Origin of the sequence: Mesorhizobium sp. L-8-3, assembly GCF_016756615.1 — a bacterium.
Classification (GTDB): Bacteria; Pseudomonadota; Alphaproteobacteria; order Rhizobiales; family Rhizobiaceae.
Genome location: NZ_AP023262.1, coordinates 8,093,906 through 8,117,165, shown reverse-complemented (window position 1 = coordinate 8,117,165; position 23,260 = coordinate 8,093,906). Strand labels below are relative to the sequence as shown.

General features: G+C 63.8%; 22 protein-coding genes and 3 pseudogenes. 9 read left to right on the top strand and 16 right to left on the bottom strand.

Annotated features, from left to right (window positions below):
* The first annotated feature begins 176 nt into the window (after nucleotides 1–176).
* The gene (locus JN302_RS37265) at nucleotides 177–1,103 is read left to right on the top strand and encodes an ABC transporter substrate-binding protein (protein WP_202334577.1); all 927 of its coding nucleotides are present in this window, start codon (nucleotides 177–179) and stop codon (nucleotides 1,101–1,103) included.
* Nucleotides 1,104–1,150: 47 nt separating this feature from the next.
* On the opposite strand, the gene folK is transcribed toward JN302_RS37265, so the two are convergent.
* The 4 genes from folK to JN302_RS37245 all read right to left on the bottom strand — a co-directional run bounded on the left by folK (nucleotide 1,151) and on the right by JN302_RS37245 (nucleotide 4,877).
* A complete protein-coding gene (folK, locus tag JN302_RS37260) occupies nucleotides 1,151–1,654 on the bottom strand; it encodes a 2-amino-4-hydroxy-6-hydroxymethyldihydropteridine diphosphokinase (protein ID WP_202330944.1) in 504 nt (167 codons plus the stop codon).
* Nucleotides 1,651–2,025, bottom strand: a complete 375-nt coding sequence (gene folB, locus JN302_RS37255) for a dihydroneopterin aldolase (RefSeq protein WP_202330943.1) — start codon at nucleotides 2,023–2,025, stop codon at nucleotides 1,651–1,653. Before folB ends, folK begins: the two co-directional genes overlap by 4 nt.
* Nucleotides 2,026–2,188: 163 nt before the next feature.
* Nucleotides 2,189–3,571, bottom strand: a complete 1,383-nt coding sequence (locus tag JN302_RS37250) for an aminomethyltransferase family protein (protein WP_202330942.1) — start codon at nucleotides 3,569–3,571, stop codon at nucleotides 2,189–2,191.
* A 409-nt stretch (nucleotides 3,572–3,980) separates the two neighbouring features.
* A complete protein-coding gene (locus tag JN302_RS37245; protein WP_202330941.1) occupies nucleotides 3,981–4,877 on the bottom strand; it encodes a LysR family transcriptional regulator in 897 nt (298 codons plus the stop codon).
* Nucleotides 4,878–5,000: 123 nt separating this feature from the next.
* Between JN302_RS37245 and JN302_RS37240 the strand changes: the two genes are divergently transcribed.
* Together JN302_RS37240 and JN302_RS37235 are read left to right on the top strand one after the other, a co-directional pair.
* Complete coding sequence (locus JN302_RS37240; protein WP_202330940.1) at nucleotides 5,001–6,227, top strand: acyl-CoA dehydrogenase; 1,227 nt, start codon at nucleotides 5,001–5,003, stop codon at nucleotides 6,225–6,227.
* 11 nt (nucleotides 6,228–6,238) lie between these two features.
* Nucleotides 6,239–7,429 carry a CaiB/BaiF CoA transferase family protein gene (locus JN302_RS37235; protein WP_244742699.1) on the top strand — a complete coding sequence of 397 codons (1,191 nt, stop codon included), beginning with the start codon at nucleotides 6,239–6,241 and terminating at the stop codon, nucleotides 7,427–7,429.
* Between the two features lie 271 nt (nucleotides 7,430–7,700).
* On the opposite strand, the gene JN302_RS39725 is transcribed toward JN302_RS37235, so the two are convergent.
* The 5 genes and pseudogenes from JN302_RS39725 to JN302_RS37210 all read right to left on the bottom strand — a co-directional run bounded on the left by JN302_RS39725 (nucleotide 7,701) and on the right by JN302_RS37210 (nucleotide 11,911).
* Nucleotides 7,701–8,186, bottom strand: coding sequence for a Bug family tripartite tricarboxylate transporter substrate binding protein (locus JN302_RS39725; protein ID WP_274609296.1), 486 nt, complete (start codon nucleotides 8,184–8,186; stop codon nucleotides 7,701–7,703).
* A gap of 22 nt (nucleotides 8,187–8,208) precedes the next feature.
* Nucleotides 8,209–8,520, bottom strand: a pseudogene (locus tag JN302_RS40110) (Bug family tripartite tricarboxylate transporter substrate binding protein); the annotation flags it as partial.
* Nucleotides 8,521–8,672: 152 nt separating this feature from the next.
* The gene (locus tag JN302_RS37220) at nucleotides 8,673–9,773 is read right to left on the bottom strand and encodes an alkene reductase (RefSeq protein ID WP_446720777.1); all 1,101 of its coding nucleotides are present in this window, start codon (nucleotides 9,771–9,773) and stop codon (nucleotides 8,673–8,675) included.
* A gap of 68 nt (nucleotides 9,774–9,841) precedes the next feature.
* On the bottom strand, nucleotides 9,842–11,368 hold the full coding sequence (locus JN302_RS37215) for a tripartite tricarboxylate transporter permease (RefSeq protein WP_202330938.1): 1,527 nt from the start codon (nucleotides 11,366–11,368) through the stop codon (nucleotides 9,842–9,844).
* Nucleotides 11,369–11,371: 3 nt separating this feature from the next.
* Nucleotides 11,372–11,911: a tripartite tricarboxylate transporter TctB family protein gene (locus JN302_RS37210; RefSeq protein ID WP_202309290.1), complete on the bottom strand. Its 540-nt coding sequence runs from the start codon at nucleotides 11,909–11,911 to the stop codon at nucleotides 11,372–11,374.
* On the opposite strand from JN302_RS37210, the pseudogene JN302_RS37205 reads away from it, so the two are divergent.
* Nucleotides 11,843–13,381, top strand: a pseudogene (locus JN302_RS37205) (strawberry notch C-terminal domain-containing protein); the annotation flags it as partial. The gene JN302_RS37210 and the pseudogene JN302_RS37205 overlap by 69 nt on opposite strands.
* A gap of 40 nt (nucleotides 13,382–13,421) precedes the next feature.
* Here JN302_RS37205 and JN302_RS37200 read toward each other — a convergent pair.
* The 3 genes from JN302_RS37200 to JN302_RS37190 all read right to left on the bottom strand — a co-directional run bounded on the left by JN302_RS37200 (nucleotide 13,422) and on the right by JN302_RS37190 (nucleotide 16,068).
* Nucleotides 13,422–14,009 carry a nuclear transport factor 2 family protein gene (locus JN302_RS37200; RefSeq protein WP_202330937.1) on the bottom strand — a complete coding sequence of 196 codons (588 nt, stop codon included), beginning with the start codon at nucleotides 14,007–14,009 and terminating at the stop codon, nucleotides 13,422–13,424.
* 103 nt (nucleotides 14,010–14,112) lie between these two features.
* Nucleotides 14,113–14,739: a DUF1214 domain-containing protein gene (locus JN302_RS37195; protein ID WP_202330936.1), complete on the bottom strand. Its 627-nt coding sequence runs from the start codon at nucleotides 14,737–14,739 to the stop codon at nucleotides 14,113–14,115.
* Between the two features lie 132 nt (nucleotides 14,740–14,871).
* A complete protein-coding gene (locus JN302_RS37190) occupies nucleotides 14,872–16,068 on the bottom strand; it encodes a GlxA family transcriptional regulator (protein ID WP_202330935.1) in 1,197 nt (398 codons plus the stop codon).
* Between JN302_RS37190 and JN302_RS37185 the strand changes: the two genes are divergently transcribed.
* The gene (locus tag JN302_RS37185) at nucleotides 16,067–16,651 is read left to right on the top strand and encodes an OsmC family protein (RefSeq protein ID WP_202309286.1); all 585 of its coding nucleotides are present in this window, start codon (nucleotides 16,067–16,069) and stop codon (nucleotides 16,649–16,651) included. The genes JN302_RS37190 and JN302_RS37185 overlap by 2 nt on opposite strands.
* Before the next feature lie 162 nt (nucleotides 16,652–16,813).
* Here JN302_RS37185 and JN302_RS39510 read toward each other — a convergent pair.
* From JN302_RS39510 to JN302_RS37170, 4 genes and pseudogenes are all read right to left on the bottom strand, one after another.
* Nucleotides 16,814–17,012 (bottom strand): annotated as a pseudogene (locus tag JN302_RS39510) (IS3 family transposase); the annotation flags it as partial.
* A gap of 55 nt (nucleotides 17,013–17,067) precedes the next feature.
* Nucleotides 17,068–17,379: a winged helix-turn-helix transcriptional regulator gene (locus tag JN302_RS37180; RefSeq protein ID WP_446720701.1), complete on the bottom strand. Its 312-nt coding sequence runs from the start codon at nucleotides 17,377–17,379 to the stop codon at nucleotides 17,068–17,070.
* Nucleotides 17,380–17,631: 252 nt separating this feature from the next.
* Nucleotides 17,632–18,750, bottom strand: a complete 1,119-nt coding sequence (gene menC, locus JN302_RS37175; protein ID WP_202330934.1) for an o-succinylbenzoate synthase — start codon at nucleotides 18,748–18,750, stop codon at nucleotides 17,632–17,634.
* Nucleotides 18,751–18,791: 41 nt separating this feature from the next.
* Entirely contained in the window at nucleotides 18,792–19,664 is an 873-nt protein-coding gene (locus JN302_RS37170; RefSeq protein ID WP_202330933.1) for a MurR/RpiR family transcriptional regulator, read from the bottom strand.
* 364 nt (nucleotides 19,665–20,028) lie between these two features.
* Between JN302_RS37170 and JN302_RS37165 the strand changes: the two genes are divergently transcribed.
* The 4 genes from JN302_RS37165 to JN302_RS37150 are packed head-to-tail and all read left to right on the top strand — an operon-like array spanning nucleotide 20,029 to nucleotide 22,936.
* Complete coding sequence (locus JN302_RS37165; RefSeq protein WP_202309283.1) at nucleotides 20,029–20,826, top strand: transporter substrate-binding domain-containing protein; 798 nt, start codon at nucleotides 20,029–20,031, stop codon at nucleotides 20,824–20,826.
* Between the two features lie 55 nt (nucleotides 20,827–20,881).
* A complete protein-coding gene (locus tag JN302_RS37160; protein WP_202330932.1) occupies nucleotides 20,882–21,553 on the top strand; it encodes an amino acid ABC transporter permease in 672 nt (223 codons plus the stop codon).
* Complete coding sequence (locus JN302_RS37155; protein ID WP_202330931.1) at nucleotides 21,550–22,209, top strand: amino acid ABC transporter permease; 660 nt, start codon at nucleotides 21,550–21,552, stop codon at nucleotides 22,207–22,209. Before JN302_RS37160 ends, JN302_RS37155 begins: the two co-directional genes overlap by 4 nt.
* Entirely contained in the window at nucleotides 22,187–22,936 is a 750-nt protein-coding gene (locus tag JN302_RS37150) for an amino acid ABC transporter ATP-binding protein (protein WP_202309280.1), read from the top strand. The genes JN302_RS37155 and JN302_RS37150 overlap by 23 nt, the downstream gene beginning before the upstream one ends.
* Nucleotides 22,937–23,260: the final 324 nt, after the last annotated feature.

The following is a 23,260-nucleotide window of genomic DNA, read 5'->3' as shown; positions in this document are numbered from 1 at the left end:
CCGCCGCATCGAGGCAGGCAGCGTTCCATTCGCGCTGCCGGAGGAAAATTTGCCCCCTGATTTGCATTGGGTCAGTTGACATACGCCATGGTATCTAAATACTATGGAGAACTCAGGATTGCTGCTGCCGGCGACGTCGCCGCCGCTGCCCGAACGATCCATCGGAGGAGACCATGATGACAACAGACGGGAATTCCGCACCGGCGAGGCTTCGGCTCGCGGGCGGGGCGCAGGGGTTCAACTGGCTGCCAGTTTTCGTCGCGGAGGAACAGGGCCTGTTCGCAAGGCACGGCCTCGCGATCGAGTACAAGCGAATGGGCAGTGTCGACAAGGCGACGATCGCCGTGCTGGAGGGCGAAGCCGACCTCGCGATCACGCCGCCGGAAGGTGCTGTGGCAGACTTCGTCGATGGCGGCGAACTGCGCATCGTGGCGGCCAATGCCGTGCGACTGCCAATGTCGTTGGTGGCGCGGCCCGGCATCGACTCCCTGGCCCAGCTAAAGGGCACGAAAATAGGCACCTCCTCTCTGACCGAGGGCACTGCGATCTACACACAGATCATGTTGGCCGCCGAAGGACTGCATTATCCCGGCGACTATGAGTTTGTGCTCTCCGGTATCCACACCAAGCGCTGGGAAGCGCTGCAGGCCGGCGAGATCGACTGCGCCCCCCAGCCAGCACCGTGGAATTTCCTGGCTCAGGACCAGGGCTTCCGGTTGATCGGTGAAGTCAACGACGCCATTCCGGAGATCGTCTTTACCGCGATCATCGGCAAGGCCTCATGGCTGCAGGCCAACCCCGATGTCGTGACCCGCTTTCTCAAGGCCTTGATCGAGGCGCATCGGTTGACAAACGACCCGGAGAGCCAGCACGTCACGCTGCCGATCTTCCAGCGTATCACAACGTCCGACAGCCAATCGCTAGCGCGGCGCGGGCTCGCATACATGCGGAGCATGGGCATGTGGCCCGAAGGTCTGGCCGTGCCGGACACGGCTTTGCGCGCCACCATCGATCTGATGATCCGGGCGAAGCTGCTCGACGAAGCCAGACGCGGCGACGCCTTGGACGTCGTCGACGGACGATATCTGCAGGACGCGATCTGAGAGAACTGCGCAGCCTTGCGCGAGGTGAGGAAGCGATCCGGCGCGGCTCAGCGCCGGCCCTGCCACCAGGCGGGCTCCTCCAGGCGATCGACGGCTGACCCATCGAGCGCGTTGGCCCATTCGCCAGCAGGTCGCCCGCGAACGATCATCGCCGGCGCGACCTCGGCGAGAGGAACCATCACGAAGGCCCGCCCCTGCATGTGCGGGTGAGGCACCTGCAATCCCTCCTCCGCGATCGTTTCGTCGCCGAAGGTCAGTATGTCCACGTCGATGGTGCGCGGCCCCCATCGCTCGCCTCGGACGCGTTGCAGCGTCCTTTCCGTATAGAGGCATAGGTCGAGCAGTTGGCGCGCTCCGAGATCGGTATCGACCAAAGCCACCGCGTTCAGAAAGTCGGGCTGGTTCGTCCTGCCCCAGGGCGGCGTGCGGTAGAGCGAGGAGACGGCAGCGACGGCGAGCCGCGGATCTTTGTCCAGCGCGATCAGTGCCTCGCTCATCGCCGCGCGCGGATCGCCGATGTTGCCGCCCAGACCGAGCGCCGCGCGGGTCATCCGGCTTTCGTCGCCTGTGGCCGCACCACCGTCACCTCGACATGGTCGAGGACGCCGGGAACAGGCGCGTTGGGCTTGCGCACGGTGATTTCGGCGCGCCTGATCTGCGCAAAGCGGCGGCAGAGCGCCTGCGCGACATCGAGCGCCAGTGCCTCGACGAGGAACCGCCTGCGACCGGTCACGATCTTCTCGATCTCCAGGAAGGCAACGCCGTAATCCACTGTATCCTCGATCGAATCGGTATCCAGCGGGGTGTCGGGAGACACTTCCAGCTCGGCATCGACATAGAAGCGCTGGCCGAGCGTCTTTTCCTCCTCCAGCACACCGTGGCGCGCGAAGAAAGCACAGTTCTTCATCCGGATGACATACATTGCACTGACTTGGATCCTGCCATCCGGCCTGCCTGCGCGGGGCTGGAACCGTACGCGCCGCCGGTAGTCGCCATGCCGTAGCCGCAGGGGCGCTATGGTTCTTGGAAGAAGAGCAGAGTCCGGCCGTGTCGTTGTAGACACGGCCGGCTCCGGGTCCGATGGCTCACCGGTTGCCGGTCTTGATGACCTTCTCGAAGTAGGGCGCCGGCGCGACCTTAGCCTTGATCTCCCGCACGGCATGCTTCTCCACCGTATTGCGGCGCGAATCCGGCTCGCCCCACAGCAGCGTGACCTCGGTGCCGGGCTTCGCGTGTTCGACGTCGACGACTGCGAGCGAGATGAAGTGGTTGGCGTTCGCCGTGTAGGAAGGCCAGGTCGAGATGCCCACGGTCTTGCCGTCCTTCATCACCGCATCGACCTGGAAGGTGGCGTACATCGGCATCGGCATATTGAGGAATTTGGCCGGCGCACCGTCCCCGGGGAAGATCGAGTCTTGCATCACTGCGGCGGCGTCCTTGTCGTCCCACTCCAGCGTGACCTTGGAGCGCCGCTGGTTCTCCGCCTTTTTCGCGAGTGCGTCGCGGCCGATGAAGTCCCTGTTGAAGTCGATGATGCCCTTGTAGCCAAGCTCGATCGGGTCGACATAGTAGTCGGTGATGTCGTCCGACACGAAGCTGCCGCCCAGCGATGCAATCGTCTCGAGGAAGTAATTGTTCAGCCACTCCCGGTAGGGCTTCATCTCCTCGCCGTGGTAGATCGCCGGCAACGACATGGGCACCCAGCCCGACTCCTGCGCGGTCGTCGAATAGGCGAGGGCGCCGATCTTGCGCATGCCGTATTTCTCTCCGGCCTTGTCCAGCGCATCGCGCACCGCCTGCTGGTCGTCCCAGGCGCCATAGATCTCGAAGCCAGGTTCGCCGGCCATGCCGTGACGCAGAGCGCGCACGGTCTTGCCAGCGATCTTGAACTCGCCGATGTTGAAAAACTTGATCTCGGGCAGCATTCCGCCGGAAACCTCCTGCACCAGGGGCAGCGCATTAGGTCCCTGGACCTGGACGCGGAACACGTCACGCGTGCCCGAGCGGATGGAGAAGTTGTCATCCTTCTTGGCATCGACGTCCAGATTGCTCTGCTCGGCATTGTAGAGCAGCCAGTCGCTGGCGAAGGGCGCACCGACCACGCGGAAGAAGTCCTCGGCCTCCCGAAAGATAATGGCATCGGCGAGATAGTAGCCGTCATGCCCGGCCAGCACGAGCTGCTTGGCGCGCATCACAGGGAAGGTGTCGAGCTTGTTGACTGCCACGCCGGACAGGAACGGGATCACCTGCGAGCCGCGCAAGTGTAATTCCGTCATATGGTAGGATTGTTCCAGCAGGGCGCAACTGTCCTTCCAGGACCGCACCTCGTCCCGCCAGTTGGTGAACTCCGGCGGGATTACCGGGAAGCGGTAAGGTCCTAAGTTAGAGCCGCGCAGCAGATTCACCGGGCCGCCGGCCTCGACAAGGATGCTCTCGAGGCTCTTGGGGGCTGCATTCATCATTGCCATTTTCATTCCTCCACACTTCGGCCCTATGGCCGTATTCAGCCAACGTGGTTGCAGCCAGATGCCGCCAGCCGCGGGGCCCAAAGCGCGAGCCAGTGTTCGCGTTTCGCCGACGCCGCGCATCTTGCGGGACGCGATTGCTGCAGGTTCACCACGATTTCCTCCCGCTGAGCGTTGTCCAGGTTTTCGCCCGGATCGACTTGCGCGGGTGACACTCGTTGTCGCTCGCGCATTAGCCGATGGATCGGGACAGTGCCCTCCACTCAGATGCCAAATGGTATCCGAAAACTAAGACGAATGTCAACGGGGTGAGTGCTGCATTCGATTGCGGGGGCGCGTAGCTGCGCGAAGCGTCCGGGCGACGAGGGGCAATGTCCTGCGTGGCCGCCCTTGGCACGGGAAACGCGACTGGTCACGGCATGGCGGAGGTCTCAGCAGCCAACCAGGCACGGAAGGCTTCCAGCGGCGGATAGTTGGCACGCGCCTTGGGCCAGACCAGCCAGTAGGCGCCGACGCTGCTCACTGCAGGCGTGAACAGAGGCACGAGTCGCCCTTCCGCGATCTCCGGTTCGGCGAGATATTCCGGCAGCAGCGCGACGCCGAGCCCAGCAATCGCGGCCTGCGTCATGGTGGCGAACTGATCGAACAGCATGCCATGAACAGGGCAGGGCGCGACGCCCTGTGCCTCGAACCATGCCGCCCAAGCGGTCGGCCGCGTTTCGAGTTGCAACAGTTGCAATGTCCGCATGTCGCCGATCGACTTGATCGCTTTTCGTTCCAAAAGGCCTGGAGTTGCGCAGGCCGTCAGCCTCTCCTCGAAAAGCTTCATGTGTCCGGCGTCCCGCCAATCGTCCACCCCGAAGTGAATGGCTGCGTCGAAACCTTCAGCCTCAAAGCTGAAGCGCTTGAGCCGTGTGGCGAGGTTGATGGTGACACCGGGGTGCGCCGCCAGAAACCCGCCCAACCGCGGCGCGAGCCAGCGAGTGCCGAAAGCAGGCAGTATCGCCAGCGAGAGCGTGCCGCCCTCGGGATTTGCCGACAATTCCATGCTGGCCCGCTGGATCGTGTCGAGAGCGCGCGTGATGTCGCGGCCGTAAGCGCGCGCCGCCTCGGTCGGAATAAGCTTGCGCCGGTGCCGATCGAACAGGGGCCGTCCAAGCTGGACTTCGAGGTTCTGGATCAGCCGGCTCACCGCCCCCTGCGTCAGATCGAGTTCCCGCGCAGCCGCCGCGGTCGAGCCGGTGCGCAGCACTGCCTCGAAGGCCGACAGCAGGCTGATGGAAGGGAGAAACCGGCGAGGACGGTTCATCTGATATGCCTTTTATGCATCAACTCAATCCAAATTGCGGTTATTCAGCCCGGATTGCAATCGCTAGAGACATGTCAGACATGCGCCGCAGCGGCGCAACCAACATTCGCGGAGGGAAGCGGAATGCTGAAGACGATCCATTCGACCCCGGCAGCCGACGTCAAGTTCGATCGGGGTTCGTTTGCCTGGAACGATCCCTTCCTCATCGACGCGCAGCTTTCCGAGGACGAGCGCGCTATCCGCGATGCGGCGGCGGCGTTCGCCGCCGACAGGCTCGCGCCGCGGGTAGAGACCGCCTATCTTGAGGAAAAGACCGATCCTGCAATCTTCCGCGAGATGGGCGAGGCGGGACTGCTCGGCGTCACCATTCCGGAAGAATATGGCGGCGTCGGCGCGGGCTACGTGCCCTACGGGCTGGTCGCGCGCGAGGTCGAGCGCGTCGATTCCGGCTATCGCTCGATGATGAGCGTGCAGTCCTCGCTTGTCATGCACCCGATCCATGCCTACGGCTCGGAAGAGCAGCGCAGGAAGTACCTGCCCAAGCTCGCTTCCGGCGAGTGGATCGGCTGCTTCGGCCTGACCGAGCCGGATGCCGGCTCCGACCCCGGCGGCATGAAGACCCGCGCAAAGAAGACCGGCAGCGGCTGTGTGCTGAACGGCTCCAAGATGTGGATCTCCAACGCGCCGATCGCCGACGTGTTCGTGGTCTGGGCCAAGTCGGAGGCGCACGACAACGCCATCCGCGGCTTCGTGCTGGAAAAGGGCATGAAGGGCCTGTCGGCGCCGAAGATCGGCGGCAAGCTGAGCTTGCGCGCCTCGATCACCGGCGAGATCGTGATGGACGGCGTCGAGGTCGGCGAGGATGCGCTGCTGCCCAACGTGTCGGGCCTCAAGGGGCCGTTCGACTGCCTGAACCGCGCCCGCTACGGCATCTCGTGGGGCGCGATGGGGGCGGCGGAAGACTGCTGGTTGCGTGCCCGGCAATACGGTCTCGACCGCAAGCAGTTCAACCGTCCGCTGGCCGCCACCCAGCTCTACCAGAAGAAGCTCGCCGACATGCAGACGGAGATCGCGCTCGGCCTGCAGGCGAGCCTGCGGGTCGGCCGGTTGATGGACGAGCACAGGTTCGCGCCGGAGATGATCAGCATCGTCAAGCGCAACAATTGCGGCAAGGCGCTCGACATCGCGCGCCAGGCCCGCGATATGCACGGCGGCAACGGCATCCAGATCGAGTACCACGTTATGCGCCACGCGCAGAACCTGGAGACGGTCAACACCTACGAGGGCACCCACGACGTGCACGCGCTGATCCTCGGGCGTGCGCAGACCGGTCTGCAGGCTTTCTTCTGAGGAGGCGTCCCATGCCCGGTGAGGAAATGAAAGGCGGCGCGATGGCGGCACCTCACGCCGGTCTCAAGGTCGTCGAACTCGCCCGCATCCTCGCCGGACCCTGGATCGGGCAGACGCTGGCCGATCTCGGCGCTGAGGTCATCAAGGTCGAGGGGCCCGAGGGCGACGACACCCGCAAGTGGGGGCCTCCCTTCTTCGAACGGCGACGTCCGGATGGCACGGCGGAGCGGGTGGCGGCCTATTTCCACGCAGCAAACAGGGGCAAGACGTCCGTCGTCTGCGATTTTGCCGAACCAGCCGATCTTGCGCGGGTCAAAATGCTGATCGCCGATGCCGATGTGCTGATCGAGAACTTCAAGGTCGGCGGATTGCGCAAGTTCGGGCTCGACTACGAAAGTGTGGCGGAGCTGAACCCGCGCCTGATCTATGCGTCGGTGACCGGCTTCGGGCAGGCGGGACCGCGCGCCAGCCAGCCGGGCTACGATTTCCTCGTCCAGGGGATGTGCGGGATAATGGACCTCACCGGCGATCCGCAAGGCGAGCCGCAGAAAGTGGGCGTTGCCTGGATCGACATCATCACCGGCCTCTACGGCGTGATCGCGGTGCAGGCGGCGCTGGCAGAGCGAGAGCGCTCCGGACTTGGTCAACATGTCGACCTGTCGCTGCTCGACTGCGGGGTGGGCGTGCTCGCCAACCAGGCAACCAACCATCTGCTCGGCGGCACTGCGCCGCGCCGGATGGGCAACGCCCATCCCAACATCGTGCCCTACCAGCTATTCCCGGCCGCGGACGGGCACGTCATCATCGCCTGCGGAAACGATCGCCAGTTCGCGGCGCTATGCCGCGTTCTCGGGCTCGCTGCGCTGGCCGACGATCCCGATTGCGCCACGAACCCTGCGCGTGTGCAAAACCGGGAGCGCCTCTGCAGGGTCATCGCCGAGGCGACGTCGCTAAGCTCGCGACGCGGCCTCATCGAGGCCATGGAGGCGGCCGGCGTGCCGGCAGGACCGATCAACTCGGTGGCCGAGGCGCTCGCCGAGCGTCATGTCGTCGCGCGCGGCCTCGCGATCGCGCCCGAGGGCATCGCCGGTCTGCGTACGCCCATGCTGTTTTCCCGCAGTCCTCTGGCTACGGATCGTGCAGCGCCGGCCCTCGGCACGGGTGCCTGGAAATTCCAGCGACCGGTCCCCCCGGCGGTTTGAGCGCCGCGCGCCTTGAAGGGAAATGGACAGGATCGGTCGGTTCGCCGACGACGGTCTTCTTGCCGGTGTCGCAACGGCGCGACGGACCTGACACCACCATCGGGCCGTTCGAGGGATTTGGTCCCTGACTTCCTTCCAGCCAAACGCGATATTTGCGCTCGACATCAATCCGGTCCGACGGGCGTCTTGGCGGTCGGTCGTTGACGCGCATCGATGAAGAAGGCGGATGGCGCCGCCGACGCCATCCGCCTTCCGGCAGGTGTCGCCCGCGCTACTCTATCTTGAGGTTCGCGGCCTTGATCACGCGTCCCCAGTTCTCGGTCTCGGTGGCGAGCGACGTTGCAAAGTCCTCGGGGGTGCCGCCGCGGGGGACCTGAACGAAATCGGCGACCTTGGCATGGAATTCCTCGCTCGTGGTGATTTTCTGCAGCGAGGCCGAAAGCCGGTCGATGATCTCCTGCGGCGTGCCGGAACGGGCAAAGACGCCATTCCACGAATAGAGTGGCGCGCCGATCCCGGCTTCCGAGAAGGTGGGCGTGTCGGGCAGCACGTCGATGCGGTTCTCCGTGGACACAACGAGTGGGCGCAAGGTTCCGGCCTTGATGTGCGAGATCGTCGTCGCCGTCACGTCGAGTGAGAAGTCGAGGGCGCCTCCAAGAAGATCGCTCAGGCCGCCGTCCTTGTAGGGGACATGGGTCATTTCGGCGCCGGAATTCTGTATCATCTGCAGGACGGCGATGTGGTTGGGCGATCCGATACCGTAATGGGTATTTCAGCTTTCCGGGGCTCTGCTTGGCTGTCTCGATCAGATCGGCGACCGATTGGTAGGGCGCATCCGACCGCACCACGAGCACGAACGGAACATCCAGCAGACGGATGACCGGCGTGAAGTCCTCCGGCTCGTAAGGGACCTGAGTGAAGAGCTGCGGGTTGAGGATCAGCGACAGTAGTCCGTAGAGGAGCGTATAGCCATCGGCGTCCGCCTCGGCGGCGGTCCTGTACCCGATATTGGAACTGGCACCGGGTCGGTTGTCTACGACCACCGGCTGTCCCAGATCCTTGCTCATCTGGTCGGCAACATAGCGGGCCATGGTATCGGCCGAGGTTCCCGCTGGCAGCGTCATGACGATTTTTATGGGGCGATCGGGATAGCCCGACTGTCCGAATGCGCCTGCAGCGAACGTCAACAGCGGAAGGGCAGCAGCCGACTTGAGCAGTGCTCGCCGGGTAGGGGATCTCAGGTTCATGCTTTCTCCTCCAATTGTGTCTGGGCTTCGGATTCGTCCAGACAGGGATAATCCGTGTATCCGCGATGGTCGGGCGAATAGATGAGCTCGCGGCGCAGCGGGTTCAGCGGCGCGCCGGTCCGCAAGCGTTTCGGCAGGTCCGGGTTGGCGATGAAAAGCCGGCCGAACGAGATCAGGTCGGCATGCGTCCGCAGCGCGCGCTCGGCTGTCGCAAGATCCTTGAAGCCATTGTTCGCGACGTAGCGGCCACGGAAGCGGCGACGCAGCGTTGGATAGTCGAGTTCGGCGGTCGCCGGCTCGTCGGTCGTCGAACCTTCCACGATATCGACATAGGCAATTTGGAGTTCGTTCAGCATCTCCAGCGCAGTGACGAGAAGGGTGGCCGGATCGGTATCGCGCAGCCGGTAGATCGTGGGATTGGTAGGCGACAGGCGCACGCCAATGCGTTGCGGGCCCCACTCCTCGCAAACAGCGGCGACAACCTCCATGAGAAGGCGGCAACGGTTCTCGGCGGTTCCGCCATATGCGTCCATACGATGATTGGCGGAATCGCGCAGAAACTGGTCGAGCAGGAACCCGTTTCCTGCGTGGACCTGCACGCCGTCGAAACCGGCGCGCCGGGCATTACGGGCGCCCGCCCGATATTCAGCGACGATCCCCGGCAATTCGTCCTTTGTCAGTTCATGCGGCACGAGCAGCGGCTTGCGGCCTTCGGACGTGCGAATCGTTCCTGGCGGCAGGACGGCCGATGGTCCGACGGGCAGCAGGCCACCCGGCTGGGTGAGCGGATGGGAGTTGCGGCCGCAATGCCAGAGCTGGCAGAAGATGGTGCCTCCGGCCGCATGAACTGCCTCCGTCACTGCGCGCCAGCCTTCGACCTGCGCGTCGGTGAAGATGCCGGGCGTCATCGGCCAGCCGACTCCACGCGCGGAGACGGCGGTGGACTCGGTGACCACGAGCCCTGCGCTCGCGCGCTGCGCATAGTACACGGCGTTGAGCTCGGTTGGCACGCCGCGGGGGCACTTGTCGCGCGACATCGATGACATGACGATGCGGTTCGGCAGCGTCAGGTCGCCCAGCCTGATGGCGGAGAACAGTGACGGCGCGGCTGAGAGACTTCCCTCCTTCGCCGGTTCGGCCGCATCAGGTAGCCGCCTGAGCGGGTTCATAGCTCGTCTCCGCCCAGTTCGGAGGCCAAGCGCCTTCTGCCGCCCGTCGCCCGCCGGAGCGCAGCCACCGCGGGGATCGCGAGCAGCGCCAGGGTGGCGACCATGAACACCGCGCTGAGCGGGCGGGTGAAGAAGATTGTCAAATCGCCGTCATAAAGGAGCATGGCCCTGCGCAGGTTCTCCTCCAACATCGGACCGAGGATGAAGCCGAGCAGCAGCGGCGCTGGTGGGAACGACAGTCTCGCCATCAAGACGCCTATGAGCCCAAAGGCGAGGGTCGTGTAGACATCCGCGATGCTGTTGCGGAAAGAATAGACGCCGACGACGAGGCAGATCAGCACAATCGGATAAAGTGCCCAGTAGGGGATCGAGAGGAACCGCACCCATAGCCGGATCAGCGGTAGGTTGAGTACGAGCAGGATCAGATTGCCGATCAGAAAGCTGACGATAACGCCCCAGAACAGCTCCGGATGTTCGGTGATGACCCCGGGTCCGGGCGTCACGCCGTTGATGATCATCGCACCGAGCATCAGAGCCATCACGGGATCACCCGGAATACCGAGTGTCAGCGTTGGAATAAATGCCGTGATGGCGCCGGCGTTGTTTGCCGCTTCAGGGGCCACCAGACCTTCCGGACGACCCGAACCGAACTCTTCGGGATGTTTGGAAATCCGCCGTTCGGCGGCGTAGCTGATGAAGGTCGCGATGGCGGCCCCCGTACCTGGGAGTGCGCCCAGGACCGACCCAATCAGGCTGCCGCGCCACGCGGCCCTCGACAGCCGTCGAAGCTCTCTCCAGGAGAATGCGGTTGACCGCCCCAGCCCATTCGGATCGACGAAGGCCTTCGACGCCGCGCCGACATTGTTCAGGAGTTCGGCGACCCCGAATATCCCCATGGCCATCGCGACCATGCTGATGCCATCGGCGAAGGCATCGTGCGGAACGAACCGGTAGACGCCGGTGTTCACGTCCGTTCCAACCAGGCCGAGCAGGAGCCCGAGCACCGTCATTGAAAGGGCTCGGACGGCCGAGCCGCTGCACATCACTGATGCGCCGACAAGTCCGAGCAGCATGATCGAGAAATATTCGGCGGCGGTGAAGTTCAGGGCGAACCTGGCGAGTGGAAGGGCCCCGAGCAGGACGATGACCATACCGACCGTGCTGCCGAAGAAGGATGCGATGGCAGAAAGTTTCAGTGCCTTTCCGGCCTCGCCTCGACGCGCCATCGGGTATCCTTCGAGGCAGGTCACGATGGCTGTGGGCGTTCCAGGCACGCGCAGCAGAATGGAAGCGATGGCTCCACCATACTGGGAACCATAGTAAATCCCGCCCAACATGATCAGGGATTGGGTCGGGCCAAGATAGAACGTGATCGGCAGCAACAACGAGATCGCGGTCATGGCGCCGATACCAGGAAGGACGCCGATCGCTTGGCCGAGAATCACGCCGACGAAGGCATAAAGCAGGTTGCTCGGCTGAAGGGCCGTGACGAGGCCAAGCTCGAGTCCGGACAGGAGGTCCATCGTTCAACTCCCGAAGGCGCGATATGGAAGCGCGAGTAGTCGGAGGAAGACGATGTCCGCGAACAGGGTTACGCTTGCGGTGAGGACCAGGGAACGCATCAAGCGGATCGGGCGATCCCACAGCATCGAGATCATGACGGCCGCGAAGACGGCCGGGTCGAAGCCGATCGTGCCGATCAGGACCGCAAAAGCGAGCACTGCGGAAAGAACGCAGAACGTCGCGGCCCACTCGATCGACGCCCCAATTTCCGCAGATGTCGATCTCGTCGATTGGATGATCTCGACCAGGCCGAGAACCGCCAGCAAGGAACCCAGCACAAGCGGTGCGAATCCCGGACCCATCGTCGTCACGCCGCCTACCTCGTAGCGGAGGGCGCCGGCTGCAAAACCTGCACCGATTACGAGGAGCAGTGTGCCTCCCAGAAACCGGGGCGCCGCACCAGTTGAGATTTTGCCCATGCATGCCTCCCGTGCATGTCGACACGTCTCTTTGCCGCCATTGTAAGGGCGGACCTCCAGACGAGTGCCATTCGATACGATCATTTGGCGAGCAATGCAACCAATTTTCGATATTCACAAGTATTTCGAAAACCTAGAGCACGCAGCCGTTTTGAGCATCGCGTCTTCCGGATCGAGAACCGGGCCGGCTCGGCCAATCTCGCCGCGGCCGCCGCTTTCATGGACGACCAGAAGCGCATCCTGGTCTTCTCCGACGCCGGCGGCACCGGCCGCAGCTACCATGCCGAACTGTCCGCGAAGAACACGCGGCTGCGCGTCCATTATCTCCTCGAGCCCGGCTGGAAAGCCGACGCCGTTATTCAGGGGCTCGGCCGCACCCACCGCACCAACCAGGCGCAGCCGCCGCTGTTCCGGCCGATCGCGACCAATGTGAAGGCCGAGAAGCGGTTCCTTTCGACCATCGCCCGCCGCCTCGACACGCTGGGCGCGATCACGCGCGGCCAGCGCCAGACCGGCGGCCAGGGCCTGTTCCGGCCCGAGGACAATCTGGAATCGCACTATGCCCGCGACGCGCTGCGGCAGCTCTTTCTGCTGCTGGTGCGCGGCAAGGTCGAGGGTTGCTCGCTGGAGAGCTTCGAGGCGTCAACCGGCCTGAAGCTGATGGGCTCCACCGGCATCAAGGACGAGCTTCCGCCGATTACCACCTTCCTCAACCGCCTGCTGGCGCTGACCATCGGGCTGCAGGGCATGCTCTTCACCGCCTTCGAGCAGTTGCTCAACGCGCGGATCGAAGTGGCGATTGCATCCGGCGATACCGGGCTTGAAACGCTGCGCGCGGAGAGTTTCGTCGTCGCCGACCGGCAGACGATCTACACCCATCCGCGCACGGGTGCGGCGACCCAACTGCTCACCATCACGCAGCGCCAGCGCAATCAGCCGGTGACGTTGGCTGAAGCGCTCGATCATATGCGCGACCGCCGTGCCTGGCTGCTCGTCAACGAGCGGTCGGGCCGCGCCGCGGTGCAGATCCCGGCCGCCAGCGTCATGCTCGACGACGGCGAGATCGAACGGCGCATCCGGCTGATACGGCCGATGAAAGCGCACAACGTTCCGCTGAAGATGCTGGAGGAGAGCCATTGGGTCAAAGCCGACCGCGTGCTGTTCTCCGAGGCATGGAACGCCGAGCTATGCGAGGTTCCGGAATTCGCCGACAGCACCATCCATGTCGTCAGCGGCCTGCTGCTGCCGATCTGGAAGCGGCTGCCGCAGGAATCCACTCGCGTCTATCGGCTCCAGATCGATCGCGGCGAACGGATCATCGGCCGCAAGGTCTCGCCGGCATGGGCCACCAACGCGACCGCGACCAGCTCGTCCTCGCTGACGCCTGATGCCGCCTTCACCGCGCTGGTGGACGGCCGGACCATCCTCGACCTCACCGAGGGCCTCCAGCTTCGGCGCAGCCGCGTCATGGGTGCGAACCGCATCGAGTTGTCGGGTTTCACCGACACGATGCGCGAGCGGCTCACCGCCTATGGTCTCTTCCATGAGATCATCTGAACCGGGCGACCTCCCACGCACGCAGAGGTCTGTTTCGTCAATTCTCGGAAATCGGAGCATCCGGAAAGTCGTGCCACCGTTGGATTTTCCAGCCATCGGTGCCTTTCACCAGCCATCCTTCATAGTTCAAGCTGCTCACGGCAGAGAAGGTCTCTCCATCCTTTGCGTTGGTCAAAAGTCCGGTGACACTGACATGGGCCGTGTCGGCGGTCTGGTCCAGAAACAGGATGTTCGTCATCAGATGCCGGCGCTGGTTACCGGAGGAACTGAATTCCTTCATTCGTTTTCTCCAGAACGTCCGGAAACCCTCACCGGTGAAGGAAACGGCTCCCTCGCCAGGAACGCCGGCGACGAACACGACGTCGGGCGTGAACAGGGTGAACCACGTATCCGCCTCGTAGTTGTCGTAGGCGAAGGCGTAGGCGTAGAGCAGATTGGCGATCGCCAGCCTGTCGGCCGCGTTGAAGTCGGTCTGGCCAGGGCCGCTTGCCGGCGCATATGCGCGAAGCGCCTTGGCATCTTTCGCAATACTTACCCCTTCCGGAAGCGCGGTATCGGCCAATACGGACAGGGTTGAAACGGCAAGGAGTTGGCCAATCAAGGCCAGGGATACGACTTGCTTCATGTCTCACTCACGTTGGTAGTCTCCTGTTCTACTGTGACAGATCCGGCGCAGACGGTGCCGGATCGTCCTGATGTGAATGACCCTGACGACGTTAAGAAAGCGTCTACTGTGCCGTGTGGGTGGAGAGCCGATGGACCTTGGCAATGGCTGGAGGTGTCATTTCCCGGGCAAGACCGGGGGCTTCGGGGCGTAGAGCCGCAGGGTCACGTTGAACGGGCCCGTCCGGAGCCGGTAGCCAGTTGGCGTCCTTGCCGGGACTTTCATGGTGGAAGTAGAGATCGAGCGACCCATCGGGGTTTTCCTGCAACGGCATCCAGTTGGACAACCCAAACCGGTTCGAACTGTTCGCGACCTGCGAGCCGTTGTCGTCATAGAGCGCTACGGACCAGAACGCATTCACGGGTGGGACGTTACCCTTCTCCAAACGCGGAACAAAGTCTTTGGTGCTCTCCGGCAGATTTGCCTTGAGCCCGAGCTGAGCCATCAGCGCACGCTTGAGATAGTAGGAGCCGTAGACGGCCGCCGTATCGTTATCCATAGGCCATTGGTTCACACATTCGGCGATGCGCGGGCTCGTCCAGCCCATGGGCTTTTGCGCAATAACAGGCGCATCCTTGAGCGCATTCTGATCCATGGGGCTGGCGGCATCGAAATCGAAGCTCCTGCCTTCCTCGAACCCGAGACGCGCCATGCGCGCGAGGATGGGCTGGTCGGTGAAGCCCGTGATCACCGATCACCGCGATCGGGGCGCTCCACGCTGGGGACCACTATCACCGTGCCTGGGTACGACTGTGGCCAACCCTGTCGTGGCGCGCCAATTCTCCACCCTTCCGGCACGAAACCAGCCCCGGGCTGCAGGGGCTCAGTCGATTTGGTTCCCGACCGCGGTGCCTGACAGTGGCTTGAACATCCGGCGATAGGCGCCCGGCGTGAGGCCGGTCGAACGTTTGAACAGCCTGCGAAAGAATGCAGGATTGTCGTAGCCGACGATCGCGGCGATCTCATCCGCCGATTGGCTGTCGGTCTCAAGCAACCGTTTCGCCTCCTCCATGCGCAGATTCTGCACATGGCCGATCAGTGTCGTTCCTGTTGCCGTTTTGAAGCGACGCTTCAGGCTGCGTTCGGGAATCCCGCAAAAGTTCACAACCGCTGCAACCGCATGTGGCTCGTGCAGATTCCGGGCGAGCCATTTCTCGGCCCGGCGCACGACAGCATCGGCGTGCGGCTGGCGTCGAACAAGGCTTGCAAAAGGAAGCTGCCCCTCGCCGTGCCACTTGAGCAGATAGACCTTGGCGATGCGCAGCGCCTCGCCCGGGCTGCAATGCCGCGCTATGATGTGCAGCGCCAGATCATGCCAAGATGAAGATCCGCCCGCGGTCACGATGCGGGCGCCGGGATCTGCGATGACCAGGTTCGGCTCGGGAGTGAAGCGGACGGCGGGAAAGCTGCGCCGAAACACATCCTGATAGCCCCAATGGGAGGTGGCTTCGCGGCCATCGAGCAGCCCTGTCGCCGCCAGAAGGATCGATCCGGAACAGGCCGTGTAGATGGTGCCGCCCTCATGATAGCAACGCCGAACCCAATCCTTCACGTCGGGGTAGCGCTCACCCAGGTCGTCAGTCGGCGCCAGCCACAACTCTGGCAGAATGACGATGTCTGGTCGCACGGCCTCGTCAAGGCTGACGTCGGGGCTGACCGGAATCCCGTTCCCGCAGCGAAACGGCCGGGTCGATGGTGAGACGATGAGCGGCCTGATGAGGCGATGACCAGGCTCCTCGCCGGTCAATTCCCTCCAGAGAGTTCCTGTCGCGGCCAGCACGTCGACCATGCCGTAGAGCGCCGAGCCCGCCGTTTCCGGCAGCGCCACGATGAAGGCATCGACGGCAGGTGGCCCACGATCACTCATAGCCGCTCCATATTTGGCATGAAAGGATCGTTTTCGGCAAAACTCGCTCTGATGCGCTGGCTTGTCCAGTCCTATCTTGCGCTTCGCCGGCACCGCCCTTCGACGAATGCGGTCAAGCCGGCACCACCCAAACCGAAGATGGAGAACCACCATGACTGCAATGTCTGCCGCCGCCGAGAAAGCGACTTACCTCAATGGCCTCAACGTGCAGGCGGCCCTCGATACGATCGCCGCGCTCAAGGCCGACAAGAGCCTGGCCAAATTCCAGTTCCGCGCGCGTAACAACTGGGTCGACGGCGGTGAGAACCGCTCCACGATCCGCGACTTCTATGGGGCGGGCCAGGAAGACACCTCGCGGCCGATGCCATTCGAATTCACCAACGGCGAACCGCCGGTGCTGCTCGGCAACAACGAAGGCGCCAATCCCGTCGAGTTCTTGCTGCACGCACTGGCGGGATGCGTGACGACGACCTTCGTGCTTCACGCAATGGCCCGCGGCATCACGATCCGCGAAATGTCGACGGAGCTCAAAGGTGACATCGACCTCCGGGGACTGCTCGGTCTCGAAGAAGGCGTTCCAGCCGGATATGAGCAGATCAACATCCAGATGCACGTCAAGGCAGACTGCTCAGACGAGGAACTGGATGACCTGCTGCGCTACGCACAGCAGCATTCCCCCGTCTGCAATACCGTTTGCCGGCCCGTGCCGGTGGTCATCGAGCGGGTCAAGGCCTGATCTGCCGACGGGTGTCATCCGGTCCAGGTGGCACCCGTTGCAGCCTTCGCGCCCAGACCACGGCGTCTGCGTAACCAACCGCTTTGGACGCGTCGCGGGCAGAGTCATTGACACGGCAGTAGGTGAACCGCGCCGGGATTGCCGGAGGCCATTCCGTTTGAGTCACGCGGCCATGGCGGGCTGTTCCAGCATGGCGTAGTAGCGTGCTCGGCTCCCGCCGGCGGATGTTGCCGATGGGTTCCACGAGCCGGCGATTGCTGAACCAGTCGACCCACTCCAGCGTGACGAACTCGACTGCCTCGAAGGAGCGCCATGGCCTGCGCCGTGAATGATCTCGGCCTTGTATGCCGTTGATCGTCTCGGTTCCCGCCGCGGTTCAGTCGTCCGTGCCTGATTTTCGACCGGCGGCTTTTCGACTAGTTCTTTTTGCCGCTTTTGGCACGGCTATCCCAGACCTTGCCGATGCGCGGAAGGCTTGTCTCGATCCAATCGGCGACGGCTCGTACCCGTTCCGTTGCCTCTTTGCCGAGCGGGGTGAGACTGTATTCGACGTGGGGTGGGACAACCTCGTGGGCGATGCGATTGATGAGCCCATCCCCCTCCAGCTCTTGCAGGGTCTGCGCAAGCATCCGTTCGCTTACGCCACCGATTGCCCGGCGCAACTGGCTGAAACGCAGTGTCCCGGTTTCCGGAGCAAGCAAGACCAGCGGCCCCCATCGGTTCGTCATGTGCTGAAGCACCTGCCGAGATGGGCAGGAAGCAGACATGAGATTGCCTCGCCTGGGGCGCGCAGGCGCTTTGCCGGGACTATCAGTCACCATGTTCTGAACGACAAATGACACCCTCCCGCCGAGGCACCTCCGGTGAGATCATCTGGCCCGATTCGCGCAGCATCGAGCTTTGATACGAGCCATATCAATGGGTTGGCCCTGGGGCCCGATATCTCGACACGCCGGGCATGCCGGGCGAGCAATCTGCGCTCAGGCAATCCTCGCGGCGACCACGGCGTATTCGCGCGTGGCGCGCCTCAGCCGTTCAGGATTGGGCCGAAATCCGTGGCCGGGCTTGTGCGATGCGGTAATGCGCGAAGGCCCGCTCAGGACGATCTCGGGCTCGGAAAGATCCGTTTCATAGAGCCGCTCGGTGGGGAAGACGTCGCAGGGATATTTGACGTTGGGCAGCGTCGACAGCGCCAGCGCCGGCCCCTGCCCGACAGCGGATTCGAGCATGCCGCCGATCCAGCACGGGACACCGCGGGCCGCGCAATGGTCATGAATGGCGATCGCGTTGGTCAGGCCGCCGACGCGCCCCGGCTTGATGTTGATCCAGCCGCAGGCCCCGATGTCGATCGCCTTGCGGGCCCGGTCGACCGACGTGATGCTTTCGTCCAGGCAGATCGGCGTCTTCAGCTCCGATTGGAGGCGCGCATGGTCGATGAGGTCGTCATAGGCGAGGGGCTGCTCGATCATCGCTAGACCGAACCGGTCCAGCTCGCGAAACATGGGGATATCGTCCAGCGTGAACGCGCTGTTGCAATCGACATGCAGGACCGCATCAGGGAAGGCTTCGCGGACGCGAGCGACCATCTCCAGGCCCCATCCGCGGCGAAATTTCAGCTTGGTCCGCTGAAAGCCGTCCTGCTGAGCCTTGCCGACGGCGGCGACGAGATCGTCGAGGCCGTCCATCACGGATATGTCGGCACCGACGATCGCATCCGGCCCCCTCCCGCCGATCATCTTCCACAGCGGCTCGCCGGCGATCTTCGCCGCAAGATCCCACCAGGCCGTGTCGAGGCCGGCCTTGGCGAAGTGGTTGCCCTTCAGCGGCGCCAACTCCCTTTGCAGGTCTTCGGCACTGTCGATGCGCTTGCCCACCAGGGCCGGGGCCATGGCGTCGCGCAGCAGCGCGAAAGCGCCTGAGGCCCATTCCGGCGAGAACTGCGGCAGCCGGTAGGGAGCGGTCTCGCCCCAGCCGTCTTCGCCATCCGCCCTCAGCCGGACCAGGACCGTGTCGATCGCGGTCTCCTCGCCGAAGGCCGTTCGCCACGGCGCCTTGAGCGGCATCGCCACGTGAAAGAGTTCGATTTCGTCGATCAGCATCGCGCTTCCCATTCGCGCCGGTGCCGGCGCCGCTGCGTCGGTCAATTGCCGGGGTCGATCTCGCCCGCCAGGCCCATGAGATCCTCGATACGGCCAAGCCGCGCGCGCCCGCTTTCGCCGGCCGCCGCGACGACCTCGGTGCACAGGTAGTTGGCGACGCTCATCACCGCGACATAGGAATCGAACAGCGACACGCCGCGCACCTGGCAGGGGAAGGTCCATGTCGCGAGCTTCGGCGTGGTGACGGCGACGCGGTCGGTGATGTAGGCGATGGGCACGCCGAGATCGCGGACGACCTTCATCGCCTGCCCCAACATCGGCGTCCGGCGGCGCAGTCCGACGGCGATCATCAGATCCTCCGGAGTTGCGCCGGCCAGATCCTCCATCAATACCTGCCCCGGCGCCGGTACCAGCGTGACATCGGATCGAACCTGGATCAGTTGCCGGCGCAGATAGGCGGCGACAAAGTAGCTGTTGCGAAAGCCGAGCACCCAGACCCGGCGGGCCGCCACGCAGCGTCCGACGACCTCGCCGAGATCGTCGGGGTTCAGCAATTCGAATGTCTGGCGCAGATTGGCGATGTCGCGGTCGAGATGCTGCTGCAGGCGGGTGCGGCCGAGCGTGGACCCGAGAAGTCCGGTATTGAGATAGATGGGCTCTCCGGCGTCCTGCGCCTCGCGGACCTCGCGCTGCATCTCTCGATAGTCCTGGTAGCCGAGGCGTTTGACGAAGCGGGTAACGGCCGCCTTCGACACGCCGCCGCGCTCCGAGAGTTCCGTCGCCGAATAGACCAGCAGGTCGCCGGGGAACTCCAGGATCAGATCGGCCAGGGCCCGCTCGCTGCCCGGAAGATCGTCGTACTGGCTCTGGATGCGCTGTTCGAGCATGCGCGGTTTGCGGGTCTCGTCTTCCATGAAAGCCTCGTTTCCTGGAAGGACTAAAACACAAGTATCGGACTGTTGACAATCTGAAATTTTTGTACCGTAATCGTGCGACAAGAGAACGCCGGAGAACCGGTCGGACCAGAGGAGAACAGGGATGAATGGCTGTGGAGCCGCAAGGCCCACCGGAGCCGTTGCGTTGCGGGTGCGGAATATCGCCGTATCTGCCCGTCATAGCGTCCGGATCCAGGACGGCGCCATCGGGTCGCCGGTCGCCTCGCGATGCCGGGACATCATGGCCGCGCGGCGCCGAACCGTGGACGTTCAGCCCTGGGAGACGCCCTTGCGCAATTGTCGCCTGCCCCTAACGAAGCACCATTCTGGAAAGGAATAAGCAATGCACAAGAGGCACTTCATCGCGGCGCTCGTCGCCGTCGGCAGCGCCGTTTTCGCCTCGGCCTTCCCGGTCTCACCGGCCAGAGCCGACGCGCTCGCGGACGTCATGTCGAGCGGGACGATCCGCATCGCGGTCCCGCAGGACTTCCCGCCCTTCGGCAGTGTCGGCACTGACATGAAGCCCCGAGGCTATGACATCGACATGGCGACGCTCATCGCAGAGAAACTGGGCGTGAAGCTTTCCATGGTGCCGGTGACCAGTGCCAACCGCATACCCTATCTCCAGACCAACAAGGTCGATCTGGTGATCTCGAGCCTGGGCAAGAACCCCGAGCGCGCCGCGGTGATCGACTTTTCCGATGCATATGCCCCCTACTTCAGCGGCGTCTTCGCACCGAGCGACGTGGCGATCACATCCGCGGCCGATCTGTCCGGCAAGATCGTCGGCGTGACCCGCGGATCGATCGAGGACCTGGAGTTGACCAAGCTCGCGCCCGAGGACGCGACGATCAAGCGCTACGAGGACAACAACGGCAATATCTCGGCCTTCCTCTCGGGCCAGGTGGACGGGGTGGTCACCGGCAATGTCGTGGCGGCTGCGATTCTCGACAAGAACCCGCCGCGCAAGCCCGAGCTGAAGTTCCTGATCAAGGACTCGCCCTGCTATGTCGGCATGAACAAGAACGAACCGGCGCTGATGGCCAAGATCAACGAGGTCATCGCCGAAGCGAAGAAGGACGGCGCCCTGAACGCCATCTCGGAGAAGTGGCTGCACCAGCCGCTCGACGAGAACCTCTAACCGCACATGACCGGGCCGGCTGCAACACCGGCCCGGCCGCCCACAGAGGCCGTCCATGACCTATCGATTCGATTTCGGCTGGCTGCTGGTCTATTACCCGCAGATCCTGCATGGCATAGCCATCACCATCGAGCTGATCACCGTCGCCGCCGTGGTCGGCATCGCGGTCGGCATTTGCTGCGCCTGGGTGCGCGCGCTGGGACCGGCCTGGCTGAAGCCGCTGGTGGCGGCCTATGTCGAACTCATCCGCAACACGCCGTTTCTCGTCCAGCTCTTCTTCATCTATTTCGGCCTGCCGCCGCTCGGCCTGCGCCTCAGCGAACTCGAGGCCGCCAATCTGGCGATGATCGTGAACCTCGGCGCCTACAGCTGCGAGATCATCCGCGCCGGGATCCAGGCCACGCCAAAGGGCCAGTTCGAGGCCGGGGCGAGCCTGGCCATGACCCCATTCCAGACTTTCCGGTATGTCGTCCTCGTTCCCGCGCTGCAGCGCATCTGGCCGGCGCTCTCCTCGCAGGTGGTCATCGTCATGCTGGGGTCGGCCGTCGTCTCGCAGGTCGCCGCTCAGGATCTGAGCTTCGCCACGAACTTCATCCAGTCGCGCACTTTCCGCTCCTTCGAGGCCTATTTCTTCTCGACGGGCGTCTACCTCGTGCTGGCGATCCTGTTGCGCTGGGTGCTCGCGCGGCTCGGCCGGATGATCTTTCCCAGGACGGCGGCGCGATGAGCGACTTCACCACCTGGGACATCGTCCGCAACCTCCTGCTCGCCGCCCGCTGGACCGTCGTCCTGTCGATGGCCGCCTTCATCGGCGGCGGCGTCTTCGGGGCCATCCTGCTCTTCCTTCGCATCGGCAAGCACAAGCTGCTGAAGACACTCGTGAAATACTACGTCGAACTGTTCCAGGGCACGCCGCTTCTGATGCAGCTGTTCCTCGCCTTCTTCGGTCTCGGCCTCTTCGGCATCGACGTGTCGGCCTGGCTCGCCGCCGGCGTGGCGCTCACGCTGTGGACGGCGGCCTTCCTGACCGAGATCTGGCGCGGCTGCGTCGAGTCCATCGCCCGCGGCCAATGGGAAGCGTCGGCCAGCCTGGGCATGGGCTATGTGCAGCAGATGCGCCATGTGATCCTGCCGCAGGCACTGCGGGTCGCGGTGCCGCCGACCGTCGGTTTTCTGGTGCAGGTCATCAAGGGCACAGCCGTGACCTCGATCATCGGCTTCGTCGAATTGTCCAAGGCCGGCACCGAGGTCACCAACGCGACCTTCGAACCCTTCACCGTCTACGGCATCGTCGCACTGATCTATTTCGTCCTGTGCTGGCCCCTGTCGAAGGCGAGCCGGTCGCTCGAGAGGAGACTCAATGTCGCTCATCGAAATCAATGAGGTCCGCAAGAGCTTCGGCATGAACGAGGTTCTCAAGGGCATCACCATCGCGGTCGAGCCCGGCGAGGTCGTCGCCATCATCGGCAAGAGCGGCTCCGGCAAGTCGACGCTGCTTCGGTGCATCAATGGCCTGGAGAACATCGACGCAGGCTCGATCACCGTTGCCGGCGCCGAGCTTCGCCCCGACGAGGCGCATCTGAGGGCGCTGCGGCTGAAAGTCGGCATGATCTTTCAGCAGTTCAACCTGTTCCCGCACCTGACCGCCGGCGCCAATGTGATGCTTTCCCAAACGGTCGTGAAGAAGACGCCGAAGGATGAGGCCCAGCGTATCGCCCGGGCGATGCTCGACCGGGTCGGCCTGGGCGAGAAGTTCGACGCCTATCCCGACCAGCTTTCGGGCGGTCAGCAGCAGCGCGTCGCGATCGCCCGGGCGCTGGCCATGCAGCCGATCGCGCTTCTGTGCGACGAGATAACCTCGGCCCTCGATCCGGAGCTCGTGTCCGAAGTGCTGGCCGTCGTCCGCGCGCTCGCTGCCGACGGCATGACGCTGGTGATGGTCACTCACGAGATGAAGTTCGCCCGCGACGTCTGCCATCGCGTGGTCTTCATGCATCAGGGTCGCGTCCACGAGATAGGACCGCCCGGCAAGATCTTTTCCGATCCTGCGACGCCCGAACTCCAGCAGTTTCTAGGCGTCCAGTCCTCGGCATCTGTGGACAGGGCGTAGGATGACGCTGTCGGGGCTGACGTCCGGAATTTGCATTGCTCTGATCGAAACCTTGGATCGCTCGCCGTCTGGGTTTTCGCCGCCTTGCTATGACCGGTTGGTTGACTGCGATTGTGCCTGGCGATCGGGATGCCGCGACCGATCGCGCTGCAGGGTCTGACCCGTTCCGGACGAGCTTCGCCGGTGGCTTCGCCGACAGCCGCCTTCAAGTCGGTGTCCGTGGCGCTGGAGAAGGTCGCGATCATATCCGGGCGATCGCCTGACTGCCTGTTCTGCCGGTCCGGTACGCATTGTTTCATGAAACGCGGGATGTGAGGAAAGACA